General features: G+C 32.7%; 24 protein-coding genes. 20 read left to right on the top strand and 4 right to left on the bottom strand.

Features of this window, described 5'->3' with window-relative positions; all coding sequences use genetic code 11:
• The first annotated feature begins 12 nt into the window (after positions 1–12).
• The 12 genes from rfbC (at position 13) to FJV36_RS15330 (ending at position 12,455) form a co-directional block, all read left to right on the top strand.
• Positions 13–564, top strand: a complete 552-nt coding sequence (gene rfbC, locus FJV36_RS15275; protein ID WP_158728055.1) for a dTDP-4-dehydrorhamnose 3,5-epimerase — start codon at positions 13–15, stop codon at positions 562–564.
• Positions 552–1,400 (top strand): dTDP-4-dehydrorhamnose reductase, encoded by an 849-nt coding sequence (gene rfbD, locus FJV36_RS15280; RefSeq protein ID WP_199250861.1) that lies wholly within the window; start codon positions 552–554, stop codon positions 1,398–1,400. Before rfbC ends, rfbD begins: the two co-directional genes overlap by 13 nt.
• A gap of 26 nt (positions 1,401–1,426) precedes the next feature.
• A complete protein-coding gene (locus tag FJV36_RS15285) occupies positions 1,427–2,671 on the top strand; it encodes an oligosaccharide flippase family protein (RefSeq protein ID WP_158728057.1) in 1,245 nt (414 codons plus the stop codon).
• Positions 2,672–2,790: 119 nt separating this feature from the next.
• Positions 2,791–3,201 carry a hypothetical protein gene (locus tag FJV36_RS15290; protein WP_158728058.1) on the top strand — a complete coding sequence of 137 codons (411 nt, stop codon included), beginning with the start codon at positions 2,791–2,793 and terminating at the stop codon, positions 3,199–3,201.
• 83 nt (positions 3,202–3,284) lie between these two features.
• On the top strand, positions 3,285–4,499 hold the full coding sequence (locus tag FJV36_RS15295) for a hypothetical protein (protein ID WP_158728059.1): 1,215 nt from the start codon (positions 3,285–3,287) through the stop codon (positions 4,497–4,499).
• A 536-nt stretch (positions 4,500–5,035) separates the two neighbouring features.
• Positions 5,036–5,710 (top strand): O-antigen ligase, encoded by a 675-nt coding sequence (locus tag FJV36_RS15300; RefSeq protein ID WP_158728060.1) that lies wholly within the window; start codon positions 5,036–5,038, stop codon positions 5,708–5,710.
• Positions 5,707–6,798: a glycosyltransferase family 4 protein gene (locus tag FJV36_RS15305; protein WP_158728061.1), complete on the top strand. Its 1,092-nt coding sequence runs from the start codon at positions 5,707–5,709 to the stop codon at positions 6,796–6,798. Before FJV36_RS15300 ends, FJV36_RS15305 begins: the two co-directional genes overlap by 4 nt.
• A 9-nt stretch (positions 6,799–6,807) precedes the next feature.
• Entirely contained in the window at positions 6,808–8,022 is a 1,215-nt protein-coding gene (locus FJV36_RS15310; protein ID WP_158728062.1) for a WcaI family glycosyltransferase, read from the top strand.
• A gap of 263 nt (positions 8,023–8,285) precedes the next feature.
• Positions 8,286–9,032, top strand: coding sequence for an FkbM family methyltransferase (locus FJV36_RS15315; RefSeq protein WP_158728063.1), 747 nt, complete (start codon positions 8,286–8,288; stop codon positions 9,030–9,032).
• Between the two features lie 202 nt (positions 9,033–9,234).
• Positions 9,235–10,218, top strand: a complete 984-nt coding sequence (locus FJV36_RS15320; RefSeq protein WP_158728064.1) for a UDP-glucuronic acid decarboxylase family protein — start codon at positions 9,235–9,237, stop codon at positions 10,216–10,218.
• Positions 10,219–10,330: 112 nt separating this feature from the next.
• Complete coding sequence (locus FJV36_RS15325) at positions 10,331–11,683, top strand: exopolysaccharide biosynthesis polyprenyl glycosylphosphotransferase (RefSeq protein ID WP_158728065.1); 1,353 nt, start codon at positions 10,331–10,333, stop codon at positions 11,681–11,683.
• Between the two features lies 1 nt (position 11,684).
• Positions 11,685–12,455: a glycosyltransferase family 2 protein gene (locus FJV36_RS15330; protein ID WP_158728066.1), complete on the top strand. Its 771-nt coding sequence runs from the start codon at positions 11,685–11,687 to the stop codon at positions 12,453–12,455.
• Here the strand turns inward: FJV36_RS15330 and FJV36_RS15335 are convergent.
• Entirely contained in the window at positions 12,450–13,760 is a 1,311-nt protein-coding gene (locus tag FJV36_RS15335; RefSeq protein ID WP_158728067.1) for a phenylacetate--CoA ligase family protein, read from the bottom strand. The genes FJV36_RS15330 and FJV36_RS15335 overlap by 6 nt on opposite strands.
• A 134-nt stretch (positions 13,761–13,894) precedes the next feature.
• Between FJV36_RS15335 and purD the strand changes: the two genes are divergently transcribed.
• A complete protein-coding gene (purD, locus tag FJV36_RS15340; protein WP_158728068.1) occupies positions 13,895–15,169 on the top strand; it encodes a phosphoribosylamine--glycine ligase in 1,275 nt (424 codons plus the stop codon).
• Between the two features lie 38 nt (positions 15,170–15,207).
• On the opposite strand, the gene FJV36_RS15345 is transcribed toward purD, so the two are convergent.
• Positions 15,208–15,438, bottom strand: coding sequence for a uracil phosphoribosyltransferase (locus FJV36_RS15345; RefSeq protein ID WP_144889941.1), 231 nt, complete (start codon positions 15,436–15,438; stop codon positions 15,208–15,210).
• A 143-nt stretch (positions 15,439–15,581) separates the two neighbouring features.
• On the opposite strand from FJV36_RS15345, the gene FJV36_RS15350 reads away from it, so the two are divergent.
• On the top strand, positions 15,582–16,511 hold the full coding sequence (locus FJV36_RS15350; RefSeq protein ID WP_158728069.1) for a DUF6427 family protein: 930 nt from the start codon (positions 15,582–15,584) through the stop codon (positions 16,509–16,511).
• Here FJV36_RS15350 and upp read toward each other — a convergent pair.
• On the bottom strand, positions 16,506–17,159 hold the full coding sequence (upp, locus tag FJV36_RS15355; RefSeq protein ID WP_158728070.1) for a uracil phosphoribosyltransferase: 654 nt from the start codon (positions 17,157–17,159) through the stop codon (positions 16,506–16,508). The two genes, FJV36_RS15350 and upp, sit on opposite strands and share 6 nt — an antisense overlap.
• Before the next feature lie 86 nt (positions 17,160–17,245).
• On the opposite strand from upp, the gene FJV36_RS15360 reads away from it, so the two are divergent.
• The 4 genes from FJV36_RS15360 to FJV36_RS15375 all read left to right on the top strand — a co-directional run bounded on the left by FJV36_RS15360 (position 17,246) and on the right by FJV36_RS15375 (position 22,955).
• Positions 17,246–17,851 carry a DUF4254 domain-containing protein gene (locus FJV36_RS15360; RefSeq protein ID WP_158728071.1) on the top strand — a complete coding sequence of 202 codons (606 nt, stop codon included), beginning with the start codon at positions 17,246–17,248 and terminating at the stop codon, positions 17,849–17,851.
• A gap of 117 nt (positions 17,852–17,968) precedes the next feature.
• Entirely contained in the window at positions 17,969–18,994 is a 1,026-nt protein-coding gene (locus FJV36_RS15365) for a glycosyltransferase family 9 protein (protein ID WP_158728072.1), read from the top strand.
• 321 nt (positions 18,995–19,315) lie between these two features.
• Positions 19,316–22,099, top strand: coding sequence for an outer membrane beta-barrel protein (locus FJV36_RS15370; RefSeq protein WP_158728073.1), 2,784 nt, complete (start codon positions 19,316–19,318; stop codon positions 22,097–22,099).
• A 94-nt stretch (positions 22,100–22,193) separates the two neighbouring features.
• Positions 22,194–22,955 carry a GLPGLI family protein gene (locus tag FJV36_RS15375; protein WP_158728074.1) on the top strand — a complete coding sequence of 254 codons (762 nt, stop codon included), beginning with the start codon at positions 22,194–22,196 and terminating at the stop codon, positions 22,953–22,955.
• Positions 22,956–23,046: 91 nt separating this feature from the next.
• Here the strand turns inward: FJV36_RS15375 and FJV36_RS15380 are convergent, their stop codons facing one another.
• On the bottom strand, positions 23,047–24,099 hold the full coding sequence (locus FJV36_RS15380; protein WP_158728075.1) for a ferredoxin--NADP reductase: 1,053 nt from the start codon (positions 24,097–24,099) through the stop codon (positions 23,047–23,049).
• Between the two features lie 130 nt (positions 24,100–24,229).
• Between FJV36_RS15380 and FJV36_RS15385 the strand changes: the two genes are divergently transcribed.
• Together FJV36_RS15385 and FJV36_RS15390 are read left to right on the top strand one after the other, a co-directional pair.
• Positions 24,230–24,571 (top strand): PadR family transcriptional regulator, encoded by a 342-nt coding sequence (locus tag FJV36_RS15385; protein WP_086453071.1) that lies wholly within the window; start codon positions 24,230–24,232, stop codon positions 24,569–24,571.
• 10 nt (positions 24,572–24,581) lie between these two features.
• Complete coding sequence (locus tag FJV36_RS15390; protein WP_158728076.1) at positions 24,582–25,262, top strand: hypothetical protein; 681 nt, start codon at positions 24,582–24,584, stop codon at positions 25,260–25,262.
• Positions 25,263–25,384: the final 122 nt, after the last annotated feature.

The following is a 25,384-nucleotide window of genomic DNA, read 5'->3' on the forward strand; positions in this document are numbered from 1 at the left end:
TTTAAAAAAATTATGAAATTTATTCAGACCAAATTAGACGGCTGCTTTATTATAGATCCTTCAATAATTTCTGACGAAAGAGGATATTTTATGGAAAGTTATAATGCAAATACTTTTAAAAACGGGATTAGTCAGGACATTCAATTTGTACAAGATAATCAATCTTTTTCGACAAAAGGTGTTTTGAGAGGTCTCCATTATCAAACAGGGATTCATGCTCAAGCAAAGTTAGTAAGGGTTTTACAGGGAGAAGTACTAGATGTTGCTGTCGATATTAGACCTAATTCTGCAACATTTGGACACTATGTTTCGGTTGTGCTTTCTGGTGATAATCAAAAACAGTTTTTTATACCAAGAGGTTTTGCACATGGATTTTTAGTTTTGAGCGAAACCGCTACTTTTTTTTATAAGTGCGATAATTTTTATAACAAAGATTCCGAAGCTGGAATTAAGTACAATGATTCTAGCCTAAACATTGATTGGCAGTTTCTAACAGATGAATTACTTATATCTGAAAAAGACCTACTATTACCTACTTTAGAGAATGCAAAATGCGCTTGGTAGTTCTTGTTACCGGTGCAAATGGACAAGTAGGGCAGTCTATTCAATTTATTGCAGATAACTATCCTCAAATTGATTTTGTTTTTTGTGATTCAAAATCCCTTGATATTACTGAATCATCATCAATTGAAGCTGTTTTTAAGGAAATTAAGCCTGATTTTTGTGTTAATACTGCCGCTTATACGGCAGTGGATCAAGCCGAAAGTCAAGTGGAACAAGCATTTGCTATCAACGCAAGTGGTGCTAAGAATTTAGCTAAAGCTTGTGCCACTTTCAAAACAATATTAATTCATATTTCTACTGATTTCATTTTTGACGGTCAGAGTCAAACGCCATATACAGAAGTTTCTTTTCCAAATCCACAAAGCATTTACGGACAATCAAAATTAGATGGTGAAATTGCCATTCAAGAGTGTTTGAAAGACTATTTTATTGTGAGGACATCATGGGTTTATTCGCAATTTGGATCTAATTTTAAGAAGTCAATGCTTCGATTAGCTACAGAAAGAGAGCAATTATCAGTAGTTAATGATCAAATAGGAACGCCTACAAACGCCGTAGATCTAGCAGAAGTAGTGGTGCATATTATATTATATACTGTTGAAAACCCAGAGAAGAATAGGTTTGGAGTATACCATTTCAGTAACGAAGGACAATGCAGTTGGTTTGAATTTGCTCAAAAAATATTTGAGGTAAATAGCGTAAGTATTGCCTTGAACCCAATTCCGAGCAGCAGTTATCCCACACCCGCCCAACGACCAAAATATAGTGTTTTAGATAAAAGTAAAATTAAAAAAGCATTTAACATTACTATTAAAACATGGGATAAGGCACTGTAACGGTGAACAAACTAACTTGATTTTACATGTTGAAAAAATTATACCGGTCATTTAGCACTCAAATTGCACAGAATTTCTTTTATTTTGGAGTTGTGAAGTTTGCTAATATAGTCTCCAAGTATCTCTTGTTGGTTTATCTAGTGCGTACCTTAGGAGAACAAGGCTACGGTATTTTGACTTGGGTAGATTCATTTACACAGTATTTTTTGATACTTGTTAATTTTGGTTTTGATATGTACGTTGCAAAATACATTGTTGAAAACAAAGAGAACAAAACGAAAATAAATGAGATTATTTCAACTGTTTTAACCATTAAAACTCTTTTGTTTATCATTGGGTTTATTCTCGTGGGATTATTTTCTTTGAATGCTGAAATTGCAAAGCATATTCACTTAATTTTTTTAATGCTTGGTATGGGAATTGGCGAGATTTTATTCCCAATTTGGTATTTTCAAGGAATAGAAAAAATGAAACCCATTGCAATTGTAAGTGTTGTTTCGCGAACATTGCTTGTTGTGCTTACGCTCTTGTTTGTAAATAACACGCATGACCTTATCATATATGTGTTGATTTTGGTGGTTACTAATCTTGTTTGGGGCGGCTTAGGTTTTTATTTTTTGGTTAAGATCGCCAAATTTGAATTTATACTTGTTCCTTTTGCAGTTTTAAAACACTATTTTAAGGAGGGATATTTGTTTTTTTTAGGACGATTTTCTACACTTTTTTTGAACTTTGGAACTATTTTTTTAATTGGATATTTCTGTTCAAAAAGTTTAGTATCTGGTTTTGATATTGCTTCTAAAATATTGTTTGCTTTTGTTTTTCCATTTGAAGTTATTCAACAGGCAGTTTTTCCTTCCATTGTTAGGACCAGGAGTAAAGTGTTTCTACAAAAATTAATGCTCTTTACTTTTTGTAGTTCATTGTTTTTTGCAGGAATTATTTTTTATTTTTCAGTTGAATTCATGACTTTTTTTGGTGGGACTCAAATGGCAAAATATGCTAGTTTATTAGAATTGTTAGTGGTACTTATTCCTGTAATAAGTTGCTCGATTGTTATGGGAAGTTGTTCCTTAGTAGCATTTGGTGCTTTGAAAGAATACAATTATGCACTATTGTTTTCATGTTTGCTATATGTTTGCGTGGTGATGCTGCTTTATGTTTTAAATCAAATATCTTTTGCAAATTTAATTGTACTTCGTATAGGTGTAGATGTATTCATGGTCGTGGTTCTTTTTTATTTTGCATTTAAAAGAAAAACGTTTTTTTAATCGTACTGTAAACGAATCAGATAAATGTAGTAAGGTGGTTGTGATTATAGTAAATTCAGTGATAAAAATTAAAAATTGCTACTATATTTGTGCAAAAAATTGAATTTAAAAAGACAAAAATGAAAAATATTATTTATTTAGTACTTGTTTTAGTGCTAGTAGTTTCCTGCAAAGAAGAGGAAAAGAAAACGGATTCGTTCAGTTTAAAAGAAATTGTAAATAAACAAAAGTACCAGATGGAATTGTACCAGGTGCAAGATAATGAATACACTGTGGTTGTTTTGAATAGATTTACGGGAAAAGTTTTTATCGGTAAAAATGCTGCTGGATGGTATGAAGCTACGAATGCAGAAAGTATTACGGCATACAAAACACCAACATACTCCATGAAAGTTTTTAAAGGTCCTGAATCAAGTCCACAAATTGCTGTGATGGATGAAAAAGAGGGCGATTTGTATATGTATATTGTGGGTCATACTGCTAATTTTTACAATGCAAATGCTACTATTAAAGCCCTTGAAGATCTATAATTTATTAATATTTTGAAATGATGGTAAGTTTATTTTTCCTATTCTTGCTGATAGGCACGTTCTATTGGAAGCGAAAAATATTTTTGCTATCACCTGTTGATGTTTTTGTTTTGTTCTTTATTGCCGTACTAGCGGCCACGTTTTTATATCATAATTTTTATCCAAAATATGAGAAATTCAATTTTTTTGATTTTGATTTTATTGGTAAAAATAAGTTCAATCGAACGTTTTTAGTGTATGTAAAAATGCTTGCTCTTTTTGTAGTAGGTGTTTTTTTATATGGTTTTTGTAATAAATCATATTTTGTTTTAGCAAAACAACGCATTAAGCTTATTAATGTTCAAAATATAAAGCTAAATACTACTCAAATACGTGCTGTGATTATAGTAATAGCTGCAGTTTGTTTGGTCTTGATTTACATTGATTATGGATCTTTATTGTTTTATAGAGTTGATTATATTCCTAAAGAAAACTCTATTTTTAAGATCATGTACCAAAATTTATTGATTGTTTTATGTCTTCTGTCTGGTATCCTTTATAGAACTAATAAATCGATTGCTGTAATGGCTTTCTTTATTGCCATGACTATTGGGATAGGTGTGGGCAGTAGGGCAGCCACTATTTACTTGGTAGCGTTTGGTTTGAGTTATGCTTTATTTTTGACACAGCAGCAGGCGAAGTTATTTTTTTTACTTTTCATTCCGTTTGTGGTCGTATTTTTTGGTTATAACATCTCACTCCGTTTAGAGTCGAATATGCATGGTCTAATTCCATATCTAAAAGTCACAATTTCCAAACCAGAGATTTTGTTCAAGTATACAGTAATGAATATTTATTATACTTTTATTTTTGGATTTTATGCTACTTCAGAAACCATCCATTTATATAAAAATGCTTCTGTAGCAAACTTAATTACAACTTTGAGTCCTTTGCCAGGACGATTGACAAATTGGTATGCAATCGCTTCTAAATTAAGGATAAATGAGATTGCTCCTTACACCGCTATTGGAGAAATGGCAAAATATCCGATTTTTAGTTACTTGTATTATGTTGCATTGGGGTACTATTTTGCGGCAATGGATTATTTCATAAAAAATCAAGTGCTATATAAAAAGTACTTTTGGGCAGCGTTGCAATTTTTACTTTTGGTTTTATATGTTGTTCATAGTTTTGAGTACAACCTGCGGTCTTCACATCGGTTTATTTATTATTCCATGGTGCTTTATGGGTTCTATGTTATTGTTAAAGCTGTTAAATTACCGTACAAAACAGAATCTAAAACTATGACTAAAATATGAAAAGTGTGTTGAAAGACGTGACTCTTAAAAATCTGACGCCCTATGTAGCTTTTTTTTGTGGCTTGTATGTATTACTACCTTTTAAAATAAAACCTATAACTGTGTTTGTGTTTTTTATTTGGAGTCTGGTTTACATTCGTAAAAATAAAATAAAGCAAAAATTTAATTTAAAAATTCTCGCTCTAGCTAGTACATTCTTTCTTATCTATGCTGTTAGCCTTTTGTTTTCTGAAAATGTTCAAAAAGGAATCACCGTTTTGGTCCGTTGCATTCCCATTGTTGTAATTCCGCTAGCGTATTTTTTACTTACGCATGCAGCACGAATACAATTCAACCAAATTTTCAAAAAAACTTTTATTATTGCCGCTAGTGTATACTCTTGTTTGGTATTTTTTTACTTATTTCAACTGGGTTATTTTAGTCAGAAACATGATTTATTTTACTGTTATTCCTATATAACTCACGAATTTTGGGGTTTTAATGAGCATCCTATTTACCTTTCGCTATTTTTTGCGGTAGCTTTATTTTTTCTTCTAATGGAAGGATTTAAAAGTAAAATAGCGAATGCCATTTTGTTTATAATTTTAATTTGTGGACTATTAATTCTGGCTCGAAAAGGTGTGATCGCAGCGTTTTTTGTACTTGCTGGTGTATTTGTAGTGTGTACAAGAGACACGAAACAGACTCTTAAATTAGTATTTATTTTCAGTACTTTATTCCTTTTGTCGCTTTGTGTCGCTGAGATTAGAGGCCGTTTTTTAGAAGTTTTTGATAGCAGTAAAGTTATAAATAATAAGGAAACTTCCTCTGGTATTAGGTATATTCTATGGAATACAAGTCAAAAAGCAATTGAGAATTCAAATTATTTGGGTGTTGGTGTAGGAGATGTTCAAAAAGTGTTAAGCCATGAACTGGCAACAGCTGGCTATACTGTTTTAGCAAAAGAAAATTATAATTCCCACAATCAATATTTACAAATAGGACTTGCCACTGGTATTTTTGGTATTGTACTTTATGTTTTATCATTGGTTTATATTTTGCTAGACTTTATAAAAAAACAAAATATTGAAGCAGTAATTTTGCTGCTATTTTTTATGCTTACATTTCTTTTTGAAAGTGTTTTAGAACGGCAAAACGGCATTATCCTGTACTCGTTTGTTATTGGTATGCAACTTTATACTTCTAAGTATAAGAAAAGTATTCTACGATGAGAAAAAAGTTGTTAATAATAGGACCTTTTCCGGGACCACCAAAAGGAATTAGCTTGTCTAATCAAGTGGTTGCAAATGGATTTTCTAAAAAAAATTGGCATTTTTCACAAATAAATACAGAAGTATCAGATGCTGTAAACAGTAGTATTGGACAATTTTCGATCGATAAATTGTCTTTTCTTAAAACCTATTTACAGTTGTACAAAATTTGGAGTGCTCAAGTAGTCTATATTACTATAGGCATTACTTTTTTTGGAGTTTTAAAATATGCACCTTTTATTTTCTTGGCAAAAATTTTACAAAAAAAATTAGTAGTACATGTGCACAGTAACCATCTCAAAAAAGAATATAGCTCCTTAAAAGGATTCAAAAAGAAACTCTTTTTTAAAATACTTGCTTCGTTTGATGCGGGAATCGTTCTTAGTAAGTCTCTTAGGGATAACTTAACTCCTTTCATCGTAAATGAGTCTGTTTATGAAGTCTATAATTTTGTTGAGGATCAACTAGTAGTCTCAGAGCAAGTGTTACATGAGCGTAAAGATTTTTCAAAAGTGAAGCTATTTTTTTTAAGTAATTTACTGGAGGAAAAAGGCATAAATATATTGCTTAAAGTACTGCAAAGATTTCAAAATGAAGGTTTGTCTCTCGAAGTTAGAATTGCTGGTAATACAATTGAAGGCAACAATCTGGATGATTTATTTTTGAGCTTAGATTCTATTTCCTATTTAGGGACGGTAACGGGTACGGCTAAGCAAGATTTGTTGATTTGGGGTAATGTTTTTTGTTTACCAACTTTTTTCAGCATGGAAGGACAACCTATTAGTATCCTCGAGGCAATGGCCTTCAATGCTTTTATTGTGACGACAAAACATGCAGGAATTCCGGATATCTGTTCAGATTTAAATGCTGTTTTTTGTAATGAAAAAAGTGAAGATGATTTGTATAAACAATTGAAGTACACTATTGATAACTGGGATCAATTACAAAAAAAAGCGATTGCAAATGGCGTATTTGCTAGAGAAACCTTTACCGAAACTAGGTTTATTAATACTATTGAAGAAATAATTTTAGAAACCTTGAGAAGGTAAATGGCACTTATGAAAATAACAATTATTGGGCATAATTATTTTCCAGAGGATAGTGGTATAGGTTTATATACGACTGGTATGGCTGAATTTTTAGCCTCAAAACATGAGGTAAGTGTAATTTCTGGAGTACCGTATTATCCGCAATGGCAAATACATGAAAATTATGTGAATAGTTCGTTGTTTTTCATGGAAACCATAAATAATGTCAAAGTATATAGGTTCAAGCAATATACACCTGCAAAGCCTAATTTTTTCAAACGTGTTTTGCAAATGCTTCATTTTTTTATGGGCTCCTTGGTAAATGCTTTTAAAGTAAAAAAAGCGGATGTTATTATCGTGATCATGCCGTTTACACTTTCGATAATTTTGGGTTGGTTTATAAAATGTTTTAATGGAGGATTATTGTGGGTGCACATACAAGATTTCGAATTTGATGCTGCTTGTAATTCCTTAATAGATTCTAAAAATAAGTGGTATAAAAAAATATTATTTTCAATTGAAAGATGGATCATTAACCGAGCCGATTATACTAGTACTATTAGTAAAGGAATGATGTCCAAATTAGCAGAAAAATCAACTCTTATTCCTGTTTTTTTTCCTAATTGGATTGACTATTCCGTAATTGATCCTAATAAGAAATCGGTTAATTCTATTTTTGGACCAGATACATTTAACATTCTTTACTCGGGTAACATTGGCGAAAAGCAAGATTGGGACTTTTATATTGAATTTGTAACAGCGATGCAAGCGCATCCAGATTTTCATTTTTATCTAGTAGGAGAGGGAGCAAAACGAGAAGAAGTGGTACGAAGATTACAAGGAAGAGATAATTTTACCTATTGGGCTCCAGTACAGTACACAGAATTAAGTAATTTATTATGCCATGCTGATACGCATGTGTTATTTCAAAAACCAGAGTTTAAAGATCTGGTAATGCCTTCAAAAATTTTAGGCATGATGGCTAGTGCAAAGCCATCAATAATTACAGGTCATGCTAGTTCTGAGATAAAGGAAACGTTTAAATATTCGCAAGCAGGGTTTTACTTTTCTGAAAATTCTGTGGAGCAGATTAAGAATGTACTTTTTCAATTGAAATCAGAGCCTGAGAAAGCAAAAGAAATGGGCTTGAAGGCGAGGCAATACGTAATTAATAATCTTGCTTTAGAACATGTTTTAGCCCAGTTTGAAAAGGACCTTATTAATAAAAAAAATCGCTTTAAATAAGCTAAACAGACTAGTTGTCTAGAGTTGCGGTGCTAATTTTTTTTAGCCGAAAAACTTATTATGTGGAACCGAATTACTATTTTGATATTTATTCGAAAAAATTAAATTGGGTTGAAAATAATAGATAATTCATTTAAGAAGTCGTTTTTTTTAATTCTAAAATGCTAATTAAATACTACTAATAAAGCTCATATTGTATGGGTTTTATTTTATCTTGCACCACTAAAAATAAGATTTTTTTAACAAAAGATAATTACATTACAATGAAGTATTCTATACTGATCAAGCAATTGTTTATCGTTGCAAAATCCAGATGGGTTTTACAACTAGTTCAAGGAAAACTTTTTTCTTTTGCATCTTTTGAAGTAGTTTCAAATTTAAAAAAAATGGTACCGGAATTAACCACTATAATTGATGTGGGCGCTAATTCAGGTCAATTTACCAAAGTAGCAGCACATTTATACCCGCAAGCGCAAATACATACTTTTGAGCCATTGCCAGATTTGTATCCAATAATTAAAAAAAAATTCGGCAGTAACCCAAACATAAAAACCTATAATATCGCTTTGGGAAATGAGGATGGGACAATTCTATTCAATAAAAATAAATTTGGACATACAAGTTCTGTTCTCGAAATTAGTCAAGATAACATTCATTTTACACGAAAAGATAATGAGTTAGAGCAAATAAGAGTCCAAATAAAGAAGTTAGATTCTTTGGCATTACCTGTGGACAAAACAAATTTATCATTACTTAAATTAGATGTTCAAGGGTATGAACTTGAGGTTTTAAAAGGAGCCGATGAAACTATAAAGGCTATTGGTTATATAATCATCGAAGCAAACTTAGAGGAGTTATATTCAAGTCAGCCTTCCTTTAATACGATGAATAATTATCTTCAAGACAAAGGGTTTGAATTGATGGGAATGCTTGATTTTAATCTTGGTAATAAAAACAAATACATTGAGGTTGACTTATTGTACAGGAAAATTTCTCCACAAAACGAATAGTGTTGTTCTTGATGATCCTTTTTCCTCTCTGGTTGGCACCCGAGAATAAAACGATGAATTATTGTAAAATCAATAATCTGCCACAATCAATTTATACTTTTAAAATAAAGTTGGGTCTTGTATAGTTATTTTGATTAAATCAAGCCTTTTTTTGAGAACAAACTATATTTTTGTACAAACGAAAATCAAATTTTTTTAAATAATGAAAAGAATACTTATCACCGGAGCCGCAGGATTTTTAGGATCACATCTTTGTGACCGTTTCATAAAAGAAGGCTACCATGTTATTGGGATGGATAATCTCATTACGGGAGATTTAAAAAATATTGAGCATCTTTTCAAATTGGAGCAGTTTGAATTTTACCATCATGACATCACCAAGTTTGTACACATTCCTGGAAATTTAGACTATATTTTACACTTTGCATCGCCTGCAAGTCCTATTGATTATTTAAAAATTCCTATACAAACCTTGAAAGTTGGTTCCCTTGGTACTCATAATTTATTGGGATTGGCCAGAGTTAAAAAAGCACGAATTCTTATTGCATCCACTTCTGAAGTGTATGGAGATCCATTGGTACACCCACAAACCGAGGAATATTATGGCAACGTAAATACCATAGGACCAAGAGGAGTGTATGACGAAGCCAAACGTTTTCAGGAATCTATAACCATGGCATACCACACTTTTCATGGCGTAGAAACAAGAATTGTTCGAATTTTCAATACATACGGACCAAGAATGCGCCTCAATGACGGACGTGTTATTCCAGCTTTTATAGGTCAAGCTATTCGTGGCGAGGACTTAACCATTTTTGGCGATGGTATGCAAACCCGTTCTTTTTGCTACGTTGATGATCAGGTAGAAGGTATTTTTAGATTGTTGCATTCGGATTATGTTTTGCCTGTAAATATTGGAAACCCAGACGAAATTACCATTAAAGATTTTGCCGAAGAAATCATTAAACTCACAGGTACCAATCAAAAAGTGGTGTACCATCCGTTACCGATAAACGATCCATTACAGCGTCAACCTGATATTACTAAAGCCAAAGAATTGCTTGGTTGGGAGGCAAAAGTAGGCCGTGCCGAAGGAATGAAAATCACCTACGAGTATTTTAAATCTTTATCTAAGGAAGAACTTTCAAAAGAAGAGCACAAGGATTTTTCTAAGTATATATTTTAAAAATTTGGTTTCTTTTCATGCTATATTCAAATCGAATGGCTTTAAGAACATTTCATTTTTTTAAATAGTACCAAAGCAAGTATGATTACATGCCATTATAATTTGTAATACAGTGAAAACCAAAACAGGAAGATATTCTGGTTATATACGTCCCTTTTCATTTGCCATTGATTTGTTGATAATCAATGTCTTGTTGTGGTATATGACTGATTTTCCTGTAAAGACACTTTTTTATCCATTATTAATAAGTTTAAGCTGGTTTATAATTGCGGCAAACTTGGGATTTTATGAAGTTTACAGGTACACTAAAGTGATTTCTATACTAAATTGTGCCTTAAAACAAGGAGTTGTATTTTCTCTTTTTTGTCTTGCCTTAGCCTTTTACGACTCCTATAATTCCAGTTTTGAAAGCATTGGGTATTTTACGCTACTGTCGTTAATTATCATTTTAATTGTCAAGCTGGCTATTTATTACTTTCTAAAAAAGTATAGGCTATTGTATGGTGGAAACTTTAGAAGAGTAATTTTAATTGGTAATGAAAAAAGTACTGAGCCTTTACAACATTTTTTTACAGAGAACCCGGATTACGGGTACAAGCTGGAGCGTGTTTTTGAGCTTGAAAAAAACAAGTCTAAAACCCTCAAGGAAAGTTTTGAGTATGTAATAGAACATCAAATAGATGAATTGTATTGTTCTATGAGTGATTTAAACCAAAATCAAATCAATGAAATTGTTTTTTTTGCTGATAATAATTTGAAGACATTAAAGTTTATTCCTAGCGAAAAACAAATTCTTTCCCGGAATTTCACCTTTGAATATTACAATTATATTCCTGTAATATCACTGCGTAACATTCTACTTGATGATACTTTGAACAAGGTGATTAAGCGTGTTTTTGATATTGTTTTTTCATTGATCATAATTGCAGGAGTGCTCTCATGGTTGACACCCATACTGGCTATATTCATTAAATTGGAGTCAAAAGGGCCTTTGCTTTTTATCCAAAAAAGAAATGGATTGAATTACAAAGAATTCTTTTGTTATAAGTTTAGATCTATGGAACTTAATGATGAAGCCCATTTGAATCAAGTATCAAAAAACGATATTAGAGTTACTAGGGTAGGTCGTTTTATAAGAAAAACAAGTATTGATGAATTACCACAATTTTTTAATGTTTTACTGGGCGAAATGTCAGTAGTAGGTCCTAGACCTCACATGGTAAGTCATACCCAGATGTACGCGCTTACTGTGGATAAATTTATGGTGCGTCATTTTATAAAACCGGGTATTACTGGACTCGCTCAAACAAAGGGGTTTAGAGGAGAAGTGGAGACTGATAAGGACATTATCAACAGGGTGAAATATGATATCTTTTATATGGAAAATTGGTCTATTTTATTAGATATTAAAATCATTTTTTTGACCATTTACAATACGATTCGGGGCGATAAAAAAGCATATTGATATGAAAAACAATTTAGTATCTATCCTAATGCCCTGCTACAATTCAGAGAAGTACATTCTTGAAGCTATTCTGTCAGTACAGCAACAAACACACACAAATTGGGAATTGATTCTAGTTGATGATTGTTCTAATGATAGCACTGTATCTATTGCTACAGTAATTGCAAATCAAGACAGCCGAATATGTATTTTTAAACTCCCTACAAACTCAGGAACAGGCGTTGCTAGAAATACAGCTTTATCAAAAGCCACTGGTAACTATATTGCCTTCCTAGATTCAGATGATAAATGGAAACCCAATAAGCTTGAACTACAATTGCAATTCATGCAGCAGCATAAATTACCATTTACTTTTTCTTTTTACGAATGTATGAATGAAGCAGGAACATTATTACACAAAGGTGTCGAGGCGCCACAGCAACTTACGTATATGCAACTGTTTTTTTGCAATTACATAGGCAATCTCACTGGGATTTATGATGTTTCTTTCTACGGAAAAATTCCTATTTCTCATTCTAGAAAAAGACAAGACTGGATGATGTGGATTACCATCCTAAAACCTATAAAAAAAGTGCAGCCCGTACCCGAAAGTTTAGCATTTTATAGAGTAAGGGCCAACTCTATTTCAGCTGGTAAAATGGCTTTACTCAAACATAATTTTGCAGTATATCGTTCTTTTCATGGATACAACATCATACGGGCATTATTGTGCATGTTAGTGTTCCTGTTTACGCAACTTTTGGTCAAGCCGCGTTACACAAAAAAATTATAGCATAGATTTAAACTGTTTTAGTTTGCCTCTATTGGTTCTATCTAAGATATTTTTTCGGACGAATATAATGCTCAAATTATGTTCAAGATATAAAGAAATGGCAGCTTCAATTTTTTTAATTTGATTGTTAACTAGTTCTTTTTCACTTACATAATCAATTTCAAAACAATCTAATTTAGTTTGTTTTATGGTAAATTCTTTTACATTTCCATCATCTTCAATGATACTTTTAGTCACGTAATAAAATGTAAGACCAGCTGATTTTTTTCCGCTTGGTAAAACAACCACATCATTGGAGCGCCCTATCAATTGTTGTAAAATGGGTTTTTGTAAGGTGCTTTTTTTATCCAAAATGCCAATATCTCCAATATCGTACCGTATAAACGGATGCGCTTTATTGTACAAAGAGGTGATGACAACACGGCCAGCTTTACCATAAGGAACTGCTTTATTATTTTCGTCTAAAATTTCAACAAATAAGGTTTCAGAGTTTACCTGCCACAAACCTTCAGGATTTTGAAACGCAATTAAGTCTAGCTCAGAGGCACCGTATTCATTGATAATAGGAACTCCAAGTTGTTTTTCTAATAAAATTTTATCGTCATCAAAAAGCATTTCAGAGGTAACCATACATACCTTTAAACTAGGACAAACAGTGGTTAGTACAATATTGTTTTGCTGTAAAAATTTGGCAAACAAAACAATAGCGCTGGTATACCCATTGATGTAATCAAATTTTTTTTGGCTAAAGGTTTTCAAAATCCTTTCTAAAACAACATCTGACAAATCAAATACAGAAAACCGGTATCGATGACTCAAGAAATCTTTGAACCTTTCTTTTTTATTTCCAATAAAATCCATCGGGATGCCATAAAACCGGGCTTGGTATGAAGTATTAAAATCAATGCCATACCAACCAAAACGGTACATGTTTGAAGCCCAAGTCAAAGCATGAGAATAATTGTCTTTTGCAAATATAAATGGAGTACCGCTTGAGCCAGACGTTTTGTTTGTGTAGCAGTTTTTTAAAGTATATCCACTAGAAAGTCTTTCTTGAAGTGCTTTTTGTAAATTTTGTTTGGTCAAAACGGGTAAATTGTCCCAATTTTTATAATTTTTTGTACCTACAAGTTCATTGTAAAACGGATTGTTTTCTAAATGATACTGAACAATTTCTCGTTTCTTTCTCTCAATAAATTGCTCATGTTCTTGCGGTGTATCTGCAATTATTTTTAGTAATTCCTGCTTTGCTTTACGAATGGGAAACCCGTTCCATTGCAGTGCTATATCAAATAATCGAAACATTTTTAGGAAGTATTGAGTAGTCAAAAATAGTATTTATGTCTTACTTATTAGTCGCTTTGGGGAAGTTTTTACTATTTAATTGTTTTTTGAGTTCAAAACCAATTATTTTTGCACGACAACTAAAAACAACACACATGACAATTTTACTACTCGGTTCTGGCGGAAGAGAGCACGCATTTGCTTGGAAAATGGTTCAAAGCCCATTATGCGAAAAACTTTTTGTAGCTCCTGGAAATGCAGGAACCGCAGCCATTGCAACCAATCTTGCTATGAGTCCAACCGATTTTGAAGCCATAAAAACATTTGCCATTCAAGAGAATGTAGGCATGGTGGTTGTAGGTCCTGAGGATCCATTGGTAAAGGGGATTTATGATTTCTTTTTAAATGATCCAGCTTTACGTCATATTCCTGTTATTGGTCCTTCAAAAATAGGCGCTCAGCTAGAAGGGAGTAAGGAATTTGCAAAGGAATTTTTAATCAAACACAACATTCCAACGGCTGCTTATGATAGTTTTACAGCCGAAACCGTAGAACAAGGATGTGAATTCTTAGAAACATTGCAACCTCCGTATGTGTTAAAAGCAGATGGTTTGGCCGCTGGTAAAGGCGTTTTGATCATTCAGGATTTGGCTGAAGCCAAAGAAGAATTAAGAAACATGCTCGTACATCAAAAATTTGGTGTAGCCAGTTCAAAAGTTGTTATCGAAGAATTTTTGGACGGAATAGAACTGAGCTGTTTTGTACTCACAGACGGAAAAAGTTATAAAATATTGCCAACTGCTAAGGATTACAAACGCATTGGCGAAGGCGATACAGGACTTAATACAGGCGGTATGGGAGCTGTTTCTCCAGTTCCTTATGTAGATGCTGTTTTGATGGAAAAAATAGAAACTCGCATTGTAAAACCTACAATTGATGGTTTTCAAAAAGATGGAATTGCCTACAAAGGTTTTGTTTTCATAGGTTTAATCAATGTTAATAATGAACCTATTGTTATTGAATACAATGTAAGAATGGGAGATCCAGAGACTGAAGTAGTAATCCCAAGATTACAAACTGATTTGGTCGAATTATTTTTGGCTGTAGCCAATGAAAAACTAGACGAAATCAACTTAGAAATTGATCCAAGAAGTGCTACTACCGTAATGCTAGTATCTGGAGGTTATCCAGAAGATTTTGAAAAAGGAAAAGTAATTACGGGACTAGAAAACGTTCAAGATGCTATTGTATTTCATGCTGGAACTAAACTTGACCAAGGAGCTATTGTTTCAAATGGGGGTAGAGTGCTAGCCATTACGTCCTACGGAAATGATTTTCAAGAGGCCATAAAAAAATCTTACCAAAACATAGACAAGCTACATTTTGATAAGATGTTTTTTAGAAAAGACATTGGAAATGATCTTAAATAATAAAAAGAGCTCTCAATCCCACTTGGGGTTGAGGGTTCTTATTTTAAGAAAGAGTGAGCCGTAGTATCTTGATTTTCTGTTCCTGCATCATTAAAGATTTGCAATTGTTTGATCCAGTATACCATTGCAGATGCACAAATAATCATGAAAATCCAGTTGATGGTATTAGCAACAAACCATGAGCTAAGCTCTAAAGAACGTAAAAAATCTAGAGGAGCAAATAAAATGTCTACAAATAAGTATTGTATTCCTTCGAAAAATGCTTTCATAATATATAAATTGATTTAAGTAATTGTTTTGTAAACACGATACTAACGAATGTTTTTTAAAATAAAATAATCTTTATTAACAAGCAGGCTTTACTTTTTAAACAAGTATTATATTTACAAACACAAAAGTATAAAATATCCTTATGATAACAAGTGTTTTTAGAAAATCTACACCATTAAATTTTTCAGTTGTTGTAATTTTTTTGCTGGTTTTCTTTTTAGCAGTACAATTCCAAGAAACTTCTTGGATGACATCTTATTTTTTAATGTTTAAAAAAGGGATATCTTTTTGTTTTATAGTTGCTTCGGTGTTTTTAACTGATTTTATTGCCAAAAGAAATGGCTTGAGTAAAGACAGCACTTTTACGATATTTTTCTTTTTATTGTTCTTGTTATTTTTCCCAAGTATTTTTGACAATATTAATCTCATTATTGCAAATTTTTTTCTGCTTTTAGCCCTACGCAGATTAATCTCATTACATTCTTTAAAAGCATCCAAAGAGAAAATATTTGATGCTTCGTTATGGATTTTCTTAGCTAGTTTGTTTCATTTTTGGAGTATCCTTTTTATAGGTTTGGTATTTATTTCTATTATTTTTCACGTAGCCAGAGACTATAGAAACTGGATTTTACCTTTTATTGCTTTTTTTGTTACCGGAATTATCTTTCTATTATTCACAACGCTCTTTCAAGTTGATAGTTTCTCTTATATCCAAAATAGCCTTCGTGTTAACTTTTCACTAGATTATTTCACGAATAATTATCAAAACGGGGCAATGTCTATTTTTGCAACTATTGCTTTGTTTTTTATAATCTCTATGTTTGCTAGTTTGTCCAGTAGACCTCAAATACTACACACATCCTATAAAAAAGTGATTGCTTCATTCTTTTTAGGAGTTATCATTTATCTTATCTCAGATGATAAAAGTAATGATTTACTGATTTTTACCTTTGCACCATTAGCCATCATGGCAACCAGTCATATTGAGTTGCCACAAGAAAAATTAAAACAAGAAATTGTAGTTTATGTGATGATTGCTTGCAGTATGTTTGCTTTTTTTACGCAATTATAATTTAATCCCGTAGGCCAAATCGCCTGCATCTCCTAGTCCAGGAACGATATAGCTTTTCTCATTTAGCTTTTCATCGAGTGAGGCAACCCATAAGTGACAAGTATCAGGCAATTGTTCTTGCAGGTAAGCAATGCCCTCTGGAGCGGCAATAACCACGGCAATGTGAATTTCTTTTGGTGTACTATTTTCCATTAGTTTATTGAAAACAGCTACTAGCGATTGTCCTGTAGCAAGCATAGGATCTACTAGAATTAAATTTTTTCCATTGAGGTCAGTAATGGCTTGGTATTGCACCAAAATATCAAATTCTTCATCATTGTTTGGGTGGTGTCGGTAAGCGGATACAAAACCGTTTTCGGCCTGATCAAAGTAATTTAAAAAACCTAAATGCAATGGTAAACCTGCTCTAAGTACTGAACATAAAACAAGTTGATCTGCTATTTCAGTAGTTTTTTTTATTCCTAGAGGTGTTTGGATTTCAATATTAGTATACTCTAAATTTTTACTTAACTCGTATGCCATTATTTCACCAATACGTTCAATATTTCTTCGGAAACGCATGCTGTCGTTGTGTACAGTAACATTTCGAATTTGCCCTAAAAAGTGATTAAGGACACTGTTTTCCTCTGATAAATAATGAATTTGCATGGTTTTTTTTTTCGAATTAAACTTAGTACTTATTTTTTATGGTATAAAAGTATAAAAAGTATCTTTGTGTTTTAATATTTAAAGATATGTTTTCAAAAATAGCCTACTCCGTATTCGAGCAAAGCATCAAGGATTATCACCAGTTTGATAACGTTGATCAACCTATAAACAATCCTTTCCCAAAGGATAAATTTGAACATTTGTTGTATCACAAAAACTGGATTGACACCGTTCAATGGCATTTTGAGGATATTGTACGCGATCCAAACATTGATCCAGTTGCTGCTTTATCATTGAAAAGAAGAATTGATGCTTCTAATCAAGAGCGTACGGATATGGTGGAATATATAGACAGTTATTTTCTTCAAAAATACAGTCAAGTGATGGTTAAAGATCATGCCAAAATCAACTCCGAAAGTCCTGCTTGGGCGTTTGACCGTTTGTCTATCTTAGCATTAAAAATCTACCACATGCAAGAGGAGGCTACCCGTGCAGAAGCATCGCAAGACCACCGCGACAAATGCCAAGCTAAATTGAATGTGTTGTTAGAGCAGCGCACTGATTTGTCAACAGCAATTGATGATTTACTTACTGATATTGAAAAGGGAGATAAATTCATGAAAGTGTACAAACAAATGAAGATGTACAATGATGATGAATTGAATCCTGTTTTGTACCAAAATAAAAAGTAAAAAAGTATTTTGAACCATAAAGCTGTTAGGATTCATTAAATTTTCTTAATTTTCCTAATGGCTTAATGGTTTTTAAACAACAAATATTTGTCAACTACTATCAAACATATAGCCGTCATGAGACTCTCTGCAATGGGAGACGTCGCTATGACTGTTCCTGTTTTACGGGCTTTTGTAAAACAGTATCCACAAATTAAAATTACGGTTATTTCAAGACCGTTTTTCAAACCTTTTTTTGAGGGAATTCCCAATCTTTCTTTTTTTGCTTTTGATGAAATAGATCGGCACAAAGGATTTGTAGGGTTGTTGCGTTTGTTTAAAGACTTAAAAGGTTTAAAAATCGACGCCGTTGCAGATTTGCACAGTATATTGCGCTCTAAATTTGTTCGTGTATTTTTTGCCATGAGCGGAAAAAAAACAGCAGCAGTAGATAAGGGAAGAGCAGCAAAAAAAGCATTGACCCAACCCAAAAACAAAATATTTCAGCAACTGCCTACTATGTTTGAACGACACGTAAAAGTTTTTGAGCAACTAGGTTTTACCGTTTATATTACGGAACCTGAGTTTCCTGAAAAAGCAGTTTTGAGTCCTGAAATCTTAGAATTAATTGGGAAAAAAAATCAAAAACTGATAGGTATTGCTCCTTTTGCACAGTACGATTCTAAAGTTTATCCGCAGGATTTAATGCAGGAAGTAATTAATCAATTAGCATTGGATACAACCCAAACCATTTTGCTTTTTGGCGGAGGAAAAATGGAAATAGAACTCTTATATTCACTTGCATTGAATAAAGAAAATGTGATTGTAGTTGCAGGAAAAATTAAGTTTCAGCAGGAATTACAACTCATCAGTAACCTAAATGTAATGCTTTCTATGGACTCTGGAAATGCGCATATTGCGGCTATGCTTGGTGTAAAAGTCATTACACTTTGGGGCGCAACACATCCTTATGCGGGATTCTCACCTTTTAACCAGTCTTTAGAGAATACTTTGGTATCAGATAGGAATCTGTTTCCTAAATTACCAACTTCGGTTTATGGAAACAAAAAAGTAGTGGGTTATGAAAAGGCCATGCGCACCATTTCCCCAGAAGCTATTGTTTTAAAAATTAATGGTATTTTGGACAACCATTTAGAATTTTAAAGCAAAACACCCATCAAAAACCACCCATTTCAGATAAGTTTTCGTTTTTAACACGATGGTTTCCCAAAAGTGATTTCAATCTTTAGAAGTGCTTTGTGAATTACAATTGTAGTTTTTAAACGCATGGACTTTTTATGTAAGAATAAATTTAACATTAATATAACAAAAACGCATTATTTTTGCAGTAAGAATAATACTATTTTTGATTTTGAAAAATTCAGTTTGTTTCAATCTGTTTTGGTTAGAAGAAAATATTCATTTGATAATCAAACTTTTTAGAAGAATCTTGAATCGTTCCTTTCACAAAATCAGATACCCTTTATGCAAAAAATTGTTGTAACACTTGTAATTTTCTTTTATTTCTGCTTTTCAGTATTTTCTCAAAAAACCAAACTTTCTGGAGTGATAATGGATGGTAATGAAAAAACTCCAATTTACAATTCAGTTGTAGCATTATTAACTCCGGTAGACTCTGTCCTATTTCAATTTACACGATCCAACAAGGACGGTAAGTTCTTGCTACAAAATATAAAGCCAGGAAAGTACATCCTGATGACTGCTCACAATCAATATGCAGATTATTTAGAGGATATTACCATTACTGATAAAGACATGGATATGGGTAACATTAACTTAATGAGTAAAATGGAGTTGCTCCGTGAAGTGGTCATTAAAACGGGTTCTATCAAGATTAAAGGAGATACCACTAGTTATAGAGCTAGTGATTTTAAAGTGGATGCCAACGCAAATGTGGAGGAATTACTAAAAAAATTACCAGGAATACAAGTTGACAAAAACGGTACGATTAAAGCCATGGGAGAAACCGTTGAAAAAGTATTGGTAGATGGCGAAGAATTTTTTGGAGATGATCCAGGAATGGCTGTTAAAAATTTACGTGCGGATGCTATTAAAGAGGTACAAGTTTTTAATAAAAAAAGTGATCAAGCAGAGTTCACAGGAATAGACGATGGTGACACAAAAAAAACAATTAATCTGCGATTGAAAGAGGACAAAAAGAAAGGATATTTTGGTAAAATAGATGGTTCGAACCAACCCTTTACCGATGCAGATTCCAGATACAATAGCAATGTTATGGCGAGCAGTTTCAAAGGAAAAAGAAAGCTCTCTGCATTTTTATTAAATGGAAATACAGGCCAAGATGGGTTGGACTGGGAGGATAGTGACAAATTTGGAGGCGGATCAGGTAATGTAAACATGAGTATGGATGATGATGGAAACGTAAACTACGAATGGACTGGTGGCGATACAGATCAGGAACAGTATGTAGATACTCAAAATGGATTTATAAAGAATACCAATGCAGGTGTGCAATACAGCAACAAATGGGGTGAAAATCATAATTTTAATTTTTCACCAAAATATAACAGACAAAGCTACCAAAACAATAATTCTAGAAATACACAGACTCAGGTAGGTGACACACAATTGAACGAGAATAGATCAACCGTAAGCCATGTTAACAGAGATAACTTTAAATTAAATGCGGTTTATGATGTAAAAATTGACTCTGTAAATACTTTAAAAATTACAGCGAAAACTAATTTTTATAATACAGAAAGTGATGAGTTTACAACCGGGAATACAACCGGTAGCGATGGTTTGATACGAAACAATCAAGAGCGTTTGTTTACTACTAAATCTGATAAAGTAGCGCTTTCAGCTGGAGCTTTATTCAAGCATAAATTTGCTAAAGCCCGTAGGACATTGTCTATAAATACCAATTGGAATACTCTTAATACCAATGCTAATAATTTTTTAAAATCGGCCAACGAAAGTTATGAAGGTGGTGTTTTTGCGTTTAGTAATGAAGTGGACCAAAACAAAATAGGCGAAAAAAGCACTCAGAATCTTACAGGAAACACTACGTATACAGAACCTTTAGGAAAAAAATTCGCATTGCAATTATCTTATCAAATTGCAAATAACAGCGGCGATAGTAATTTTATCACCTACGACTTCTCTGATATTACAGGCAAATATGATGTAGTAGTAGAGTCACTTTCGAATCAGTTTGAACAAAATATTACAACCCATAAACCGGTTATAAAATTAAATTACAATACCAAAAAAATCAATTACAGTTTTGGTAGTGGTTTTGGCTTTACTTCCTTTAATTTACAAGATTTAACTTTGAATAAAGAATACAAACGCAGTTTTACTAATTTTTTCCCATCGGCTAATTTTTCGTATAAATACAAAAGCAACAGCAATTTGCGTGTGACGTATCAAGGAGCTACAAGACAGCCTACAATTGACCAATTACAACCATTGCGTAACAATCAAGATTTCTTTAACCAAATAGTAGGAAATCCAGATTTGAAACAATCGTTTACAAATAGCATAAATGTGTCTAATAATAGTTATGATATTTTGACCGAAACGAATTGGTATCAAAGTGTTTCTTTTAGAACGACTTCAAATTTGATTTCTTTCAATAGAGATATTGATCCTGAAAGTGCAAAGACCGTCACCACACCAATCAACACAAACGGAAATTTCTCAGGAAATTTCTATATGGGATATGGTTTTAGGATCAAAAAATTTGATTTGAATGTCAATTTAAGTCCATCAGCTAATTTCAATAGATCTGTAAATAGTATCAATAACAAAATCAATAATTCGAATACTTTGAATTCGTCATTCTCTATTTATTTGAATAAATCTAAAGAGAAGAAATATGATATTACTTTAAACAATAGTTTTTCAAATAGCCGAAATGCTACCTCTCAAAACAATGAGGTGAAATCTTTTAATACCAATAATTTAGGATTAGATGTTGCGGTTTACTTTAGAGAAAAATGGAAAATATCTACTGATTATAATTTATACTCTCGTCAAAAAACAGTAGATTTTCAAACCAATCTTACAAACCAATTATGGAATGCTAGGTTGCAAAGAACATTCAAAAATGATGAATTTACCGCTTATGTTATGGTACGAGATATTTTGAATCAAAACATTGGCATTAATAGATTTGTCTATGAAAACACCATAGGTGAGGAGCGTAATGATAGACTTCGCCGTTATGCTATGATTGGTTTTACATGGAATTTTAAAAACAAAAATGGCCTAGAAAAAAAATAGACAAACATGTTTGTTAAGTAGAATCATGCGTTGAATAACGTTTTTAAGCACAGCAACTAAAATGAAAACATCAAAAAGTATAAAATCTAATCCTATGAAATCAATCCTATTTTATCTCGCAGCTTTTGTTTGCACTTCAGGATTATTTGCTCAGCAATTTGTAGATAAGGCTGTAGTTGAATATGAAGTAAGCACCAATCTGAAAAAAACAATGAGCAATGACAGTTGGGATGAGCAAATGAAAGAAAACATGTCTGACTTAAAAATTTCCTATTTCACCTATACTTTTGAGGACAATAAAAGTATTTTTAAATTCGACCGTTGGAGTCCCAAAACTAGAATCCCGAAACACGAAAAAGACGCAGACGAAGAGAACAGTTGGTTTTTTGATTTTACAGCTCGAAAAATGAACATGCAAAAGCAAATTGCAGAAACCAATTTTGTTGTTGTAGATAGTATTCCTAACATTCAGTGGAAGATTACTAATGAACACAGAGAAATTGCTGGCTATAATTGTAGAAAAGCAGTTGGTAAAATAATGGATGATGTATATGTTTTTGCATTTTATACAAATGATATCACCATTTCTGGAGGTCCATGTTCTATAAACGGATTGCCAGGACTTATTTTAGGTCTATCAATTCCTAGATTATACACCTCGTACATTGCAACTAAAGTAGATTTAAAAATCAATGATAACGCCGCGATCAAGTCCATTACAGCTAAAAAAACGTACGATTTAATAGGGTTAAAAACCTTGATCGAAGAAAAAACAAAAGATTGGTTTACGTATGGGGAAGATAAGGAAGAAAATAAGCGTCAAAAAAACCTGTTTTTGTGGAATGCTTTCTTGTAAATGAGATAACCAGAATTTATAAATAACAAAAATTCCAAATGCCAGCTTTAAACGTTGGAATTTGGAATTTTTAATAATGGATAGTTACTTCTTAAACATCATCATAATCTACATAAAGAGTCTCAGAGGTAGGATGCGCTTGACAGGTAAGTATCAAACCATCGGCTATTTCTTTATCCGTAAGGATAGAATTCTTAGACATCTCAGCAGTTCCAGAGGTAACACGAGCCAGACAACTGCTGCAAATTCCGCCTTGGCAAGAATATGGAGCATCAATTCCTTGTTTTAATGCGGCATCTAGAACGGTTTGTTTTTGCGACATTTCAAAAGTAGTCTCTTCGTCATCTACTAAAACGGTAATTTTTGAATGACCGCCCAATGATTTTTCTATCTTATTTTCTTTGGTTGAAGAAGCAAACAATTCAAATTTAATATTTGATTCTTTTACATTGTGCTCTTTTAAAACTCCAGAAACGGTATTGATCATTTCCTCTGGTCCGCACAAGTAAAATTTAGAAAACTCAAGTTCTTTGTGTTTTGTGTTTAAAACAAAATTTACGCTTGATTTTTCAATTCGGCCAAATAAAGAAGGCTCTACTTGAACTTTACTGTACACATAATGCACAAAAAGGCGTCCTACGTATTGCAATTGTAAATCGTGTAATTCCTGGTGAAAAATAGTTTCTTCAGGTGATTTGTTACCATAAACTAAAACAAAAGTGCTGTTGGGCTCGTTGTGTAAAACCGATTTTAAGATCGACATCACCGGAGTAATTCCACTTCCTGCTGCAAAAGCCGCGTAGTTGCGTTGGCGATCAGCCTGAGGTTCAAATGTAAATTTTCCTTCGGGAGTTCCTACTTCAAGAACGTCACCCGCTTGGAGTTTGGTGTTGGCAAATTGGGAAAACAAACCATTAGGAACGGCTTTAACAGCGATTCGAAGTTCATCACTATCAGGCGAAGAACAAATAGAGTAGGCTCTGCGAATTTCTTGACCGTCAAGGGTTAGTTTTAAGTTCAAATATTGACCAGCAATAAAAGCATAATTAGCTTTTAATTCTTGTGGTACATTAAAAAGTAAAGAAACCGCATCTTTGGTTTCGCGTTTTACTTCTTTTATAATAAGTTTTAAAAAAGACGACATGTGATAATTTTTTTTACAAAGATACTAAAGTCAATAGGTAAGTTAAATTAAAGTAATTGAAAATTTACATACCTAGAAGTGTTATGTATAAGAATCTTATGTATATTTGTTTTTCCAAAAGAAAATGAAAATGAAAAACTCACAATTGTACAAAGGAAGTCTGAATACGATTATCATGAAATTGCTGGAAGAAAATGGCAAGATGTACGGCTATGAAATCACTCAGAAAGTAAAAGCGATTACTGCGGGCGAGTTGAATATTACTGAAGGCGCTTTGTATCCCGCCCTACACAAACTTGAAGCGGAAGGTATTCTGGATGTTGAAATTGAAAAAGTAGACAACCGCATGCGCAAGTATTACAAACTAACCGAAGCAGGCGAGAAGGAAACCGTAAACCGACTCTCAGAACTCGAGGATTTCATCAGAAACATGCAGAGTTTAGTGAACCCTAAGCCTAGTTTAGAATTTTAATTTTTTCAAGATGAAATTAACCACCGAACAAATAGCCCAAATAGAAGGAACTTTAGTTTTAAATGGTCTTGTTTATCAAGATGTGAAGCTAGAAATAATTGACCACATAGCATCAGAAATTGAAGAAAGAATGAGTCATGAAGAAATTTCATTTGACAATGTCTGTAAATCAGTTTTTGAGAAATGGAAAAGTGCACTAATAATTTCTTCAAGTTATGCTTGGTTAGGAGCTTTCTTTAAAGCACCTCGATTTGTAGTAGACAAATTAGTCGCTTATTCTAAAAGAGAGGCTTTACATGTATTTTTTTCAGTTCTTGTTTTCGGGTCTCTATTAGCTGTTATAGTTTCAAATACATTTCAAAAAGAAACCTTTAAAGCCATTAGTTTAGCTTTACAAGGAGTTTATACCCTTTTGATGGTATGTACCAGTATAAGTATGTTCTTGATTTGGAGATCTACAATTAAAACTATGTACGGAAGATTGTTTCTTTTCAGAGGTTGGGTCGTTTTTTTATTTTGCTTACAGTTTAACATCTATAGAGATCCATTGAAGCATTTTGATGCTACTAGTTCTTTTTTGCAAAATTTAGTAGGTTGTATATTATTATGTAGTCCATTTGTATACTCTTTCTTTCAATTAATGTTGGCTAGTGAACATTTTAAAATCGTAAAAAAATTGAAATTAACGTAGGTTTTTGTAAGAATAGATTTCTCCAAATTTGTCATGCTGAGGTACGAAGCATCTTAACAAGTTGCTCACAGTGCAGTTGGCCAACCTATATATTAGGGTCTTAAAGTACTAATTTACTGAGA

It is taken from the genome of Flavobacterium sp. I-STPP5a, assembly GCF_009764685.1.
Lineage (GTDB): Bacteria > Bacteroidota > Bacteroidia > Flavobacteriales > Flavobacteriaceae > Flavobacterium.

Bases quoted from the DNA above. Each gene is read 5' to 3' on its own strand.
- rfbC (WP_158728055.1), top strand. From the start codon at position 13: ATGAAATTTATTCAGACCAAATTAGACGGCTGCTTTATTATAGATCCT.
- rfbD (WP_199250861.1), top strand. From the start codon at position 552: ATGCGCTTGGTAGTTCTTGTTACCGGTGCAAATGGACAAGTAGGGCAG.
- FJV36_RS15285 (WP_158728057.1), top strand. From the start codon at position 1,427: ATGTTGAAAAAATTATACCGGTCATTTAGCACTCAAATTGCACAGAAT.
- FJV36_RS15290 (WP_158728058.1), top strand. From the start codon at position 2,791: ATGAAAAATATTATTTATTTAGTACTTGTTTTAGTGCTAGTAGTTTCC.
- FJV36_RS15300 (WP_158728060.1), top strand. From the start codon at position 5,036: ATGGAAGGATTTAAAAGTAAAATAGCGAATGCCATTTTGTTTATAATT.
- FJV36_RS15305 (WP_158728061.1), top strand. From the start codon at position 5,707: ATGAGAAAAAAGTTGTTAATAATAGGACCTTTTCCGGGACCACCAAAA.
- FJV36_RS15310 (WP_158728062.1), top strand. From the start codon at position 6,808: ATGAAAATAACAATTATTGGGCATAATTATTTTCCAGAGGATAGTGGT.
- FJV36_RS15315 (WP_158728063.1), top strand. From the start codon at position 8,286: ATGAAGTATTCTATACTGATCAAGCAATTGTTTATCGTTGCAAAATCC.
- FJV36_RS15320 (WP_158728064.1), top strand. From the start codon at position 9,235: ATGAAAAGAATACTTATCACCGGAGCCGCAGGATTTTTAGGATCACAT.
- FJV36_RS15330 (WP_158728066.1), top strand. From the start codon at position 11,685: ATGAAAAACAATTTAGTATCTATCCTAATGCCCTGCTACAATTCAGAG.
- FJV36_RS15335 (WP_158728067.1), bottom strand. From the start codon at position 13,760: ATGTTTCGATTATTTGATATAGCACTGCAATGGAACGGGTTTCCCATT.
- purD (WP_158728068.1), top strand. From the start codon at position 13,895: ATGACAATTTTACTACTCGGTTCTGGCGGAAGAGAGCACGCATTTGCT.
- FJV36_RS15345 (WP_144889941.1), bottom strand. From the start codon at position 15,438: ATGAAAGCATTTTTCGAAGGAATACAATACTTATTTGTAGACATTTTA.
- FJV36_RS15350 (WP_158728069.1), top strand. From the start codon at position 15,582: ATGATAACAAGTGTTTTTAGAAAATCTACACCATTAAATTTTTCAGTT.
- upp (WP_158728070.1), bottom strand. From the start codon at position 17,159: ATGCAAATTCATTATTTATCAGAGGAAAACAGTGTCCTTAATCACTTT.
- FJV36_RS15360 (WP_158728071.1), top strand. From the start codon at position 17,246: ATGTTTTCAAAAATAGCCTACTCCGTATTCGAGCAAAGCATCAAGGAT.
- FJV36_RS15365 (WP_158728072.1), top strand. From the start codon at position 17,969: ATGAGACTCTCTGCAATGGGAGACGTCGCTATGACTGTTCCTGTTTTA.
- FJV36_RS15370 (WP_158728073.1), top strand. From the start codon at position 19,316: ATGCAAAAAATTGTTGTAACACTTGTAATTTTCTTTTATTTCTGCTTT.
- FJV36_RS15375 (WP_158728074.1), top strand. From the start codon at position 22,194: ATGAAATCAATCCTATTTTATCTCGCAGCTTTTGTTTGCACTTCAGGA.
- FJV36_RS15380 (WP_158728075.1), bottom strand. From the start codon at position 24,099: ATGTCGTCTTTTTTAAAACTTATTATAAAAGAAGTAAAACGCGAAACC.
- FJV36_RS15385 (WP_086453071.1), top strand. From the start codon at position 24,230: ATGAAAAACTCACAATTGTACAAAGGAAGTCTGAATACGATTATCATG.
- FJV36_RS15390 (WP_158728076.1), top strand. From the start codon at position 24,582: ATGAAATTAACCACCGAACAAATAGCCCAAATAGAAGGAACTTTAGTT.